Genomic DNA, 2646 nt, shown 5'->3' with positions numbered 1-2646 from the left:
TCGGTGCCGACCCCCGACTCCAGTAGCTGTACGGCCAAGCCGTTGGCCCGGGCGTTGAGTTCGGCGTACGTCAGCTCCTCGCCGCCGAAGACCAGGGCGACGGCGTCGGGCGTCGCGGCGGCCTGCGCCTCGAACAGCTCGGGCACCGCCGCCGACGGCAGTCCGGTGTCGGGACCGGCCCAGCCGGTCAGCAGCTGCTCCCGCTCCGCCGCGCTCAGGATCTCGATCGCGCCGATCGGCGTGTCGGGGTCGGTGACGGCGGCGTCGAGGACGCGCAGCAGGCGCTCGGTGAGGGTGGCGACGGTGGCGTGGTCGAAGAGGTCCGCGGCGTACTCGATCGAGCCGGAGAGGCCGCCCGGGCCGCTCAGTTCGGTGAAGCCGAAGGAGAGGTCGAACTTGGCCACGCCGAGGTCGAATTCGAGCTCGGCGCAGGGGAGGTCGCCGAAGGTGTCCGGGGCCTTGGCCTGGTTCTCCAGAGCGATGACGGTCTGGAAGAGCGGGTGGCGGGCGGGGGTGCGGGTGGGGTTGAGCTGCTCGACGAGGCGTTCGAAGGGGAGGTCCTGGTGCTCGAAGGCGTCCAGGTCGGTGCGGCGGACGCGTTCCAGCAGCTCGCGGAAGGTGGGGTTGCCGGTGGTGTCGGTGCGCAGGACGAGGGTGTTGACGAAGAAGCCGACCAGGTCGTCGAGGGCTTCGTCGGTGCGTCCGGCGGTGGGGGTGCCGAGCGGCAGGTCGGTGCCCGCGCCGAGACGGGTGTACAGCGCGGCCACCGCGGCCTGCAGCACCATGAACAGGCTCGCTCGGCTGTCGGCGGCCAACTCGGTCAGTCCGCGGTGCAGTTCGCAGCCGATGGCGAACTCGACCAGCTCGCCCCGATGGGTGGGAGTCGCCGGGCGCGGACGGTCGTAGGGCAGTGCCAGTTCCTCCGGGGCGTCGGCCAGGGCCTGCTGCCAGAAGCTGAGTTGCCGCCCGAGCAGGCTGTCCCGGTCGTCCTCGGCGCCGAGGAGTTCGCGCTGCCAGAGGGTGTAGTCGGCGTACTGGACGGGCAGTGGCCGCCAGTCCGGGGCGGCGCCGGCCGTGCGGGCCCGGTAGGCGGCGGCGAGGTCGCGGAAGAGCGGGGCGACGGACCAGCCGTCGCTGGCGATGTGGTGCATCAGCACCAGCAGCACGTGCTCCTCGGCGGACAGCGAGAACAGCGTGCAGCGGAGGGGCAGTTCGACGGCCAGGTCGAAGGCTTCGCCGACGGCCCGGTCCAGCAGTCCGGCCAGTTCGGTCCGGTCGCCGACGGGGGTGACGGTGAGGTGGGGCCGGAGGCCCTCGGCGACCAGCTGGTGGGGTCGGCCGTCGGCGTTCGGGAAGAGGGTGCGCAGTACCTCGTGCCGGTCGACCAGGTCGCCGAGGGCCTCGGCCAGGGCCGCGGCGTCGACCTCGCCGGTCAGCCGGATCGCGAAGGGGGTGTTGTAGAGGGCGCTCGGTCCCTCGAACTGGTCGATGAACCACAGGCGTTGCTGGGCGTACGAGAGCGGGACGAGCTCGGGCCGCTCCCGGGCGGCCAGGGCGGCGCGTAGCGGGGTGCGGCCCTCGCCGAGGTGCTGGGCCAGTCCCGCGACGGTGGGGCTGTCGAAGAGGGTGCGGATGGGGAGTTCGGTGCCGAGGGCGGTGCGGATGCGACTGGCCAGCCGGGTGGCGAGGAGGGAGTGCCCGCCGAGGTCGAAGAAGTTGTCGTCGATGCTCGGCTCGGCCGTTCCGAGGACCTCGGCGAAGAGCTCGCACAGGGTCTGCTCGGTCGCGTTGCGGGGTGCCCGGCCGGTGGCGGTGCCGGAGTAGTCGGGGGCGGGGAGGGCGCGGCGGTCGACCTTGCCGTTGGGGGTGACGGGCAGGGCGTCGAGGGTGACGACGGCGGCGGGGACCATGTAGGCGGGCAGGCGCCCGGCGACGAAAACGCGCAGTTCGTCGAGCGCCGCCGTGCCGGTGACGTAGGCGACCAGGCGCTTGTCACCCGGCTGGTCCTGGCGGACGGTCGCGAAGGCCTGGCGGACGGCCGGGTGGGCGGTGAACGCGGCTTCGACCTCTGCGAGTTCGATGCGGAAGCCGCGGACCTTGACCTGGTCGTCCGTTCGGCCGACGAACTCCAGTTCGCCCGTGGTGGTCCAGCGGACGAGGTCGCCGGTGCGGTACATCCGGCTCCCGGGCTCGCCGAAGGGGCAGGCGACGAAGCGCTCGGCGGTCAGGACCGGTCGGCCGACGTAGCCGCGGGCGAGGCCGGCGCCGGCGATGTACAGCTCGCCGGGCACCCCGGCCGGGACGGGCCGGAGGGTGTCGTCCAGCACGTACGTCCGGGTGTTGGGCAGGGGGCGGCCGATCGGGACGGCACCCGCGAGCTCGGCGGCTGCTGCCACGGGGTGGTGGGTGGCGAAGGTGGTGGTCTCGGTGGGCCCGTAGCCGTTCACCACCCGCAGGCCGGGGCAGGCCTCCAGGACCCGCCGGACGGCGGCCGCGGAGACGATGTCCCCGCCCGTCCACACCTCGCGCAGACCCGCGAAGGTCTGCGGGTCCTCGGTGGCCATGACGTTGAACAGGCCGGCGGTGAGCCAGGCGGCGGTGACGCCGCCGTGCGCGATGGTGGTGGCGAGTTCGGTGACGCCGAGG

1 protein-coding gene is annotated in these 2646 nt (G+C 73.4%); it reads right to left on the bottom strand.

The features are described 5' to 3' along the window. Positions 1-2646: condensation domain-containing protein (locus ACIRVF_RS42900; RefSeq protein WP_402830687.1), on the bottom strand; the 2646-nt coding region annotated here is incomplete at both ends.

Origin of the sequence: Kitasatospora sp. NPDC101157 (assembly GCF_044768255.1) — a bacterium.
Lineage (GTDB): Bacteria > Actinomycetota > Actinomycetes > Streptomycetales > Streptomycetaceae > Kitasatospora.
The sequence above is the reverse complement of the archived record's forward strand: the minus strand, read 5'-3'. Positions and strand labels throughout refer to the sequence as shown.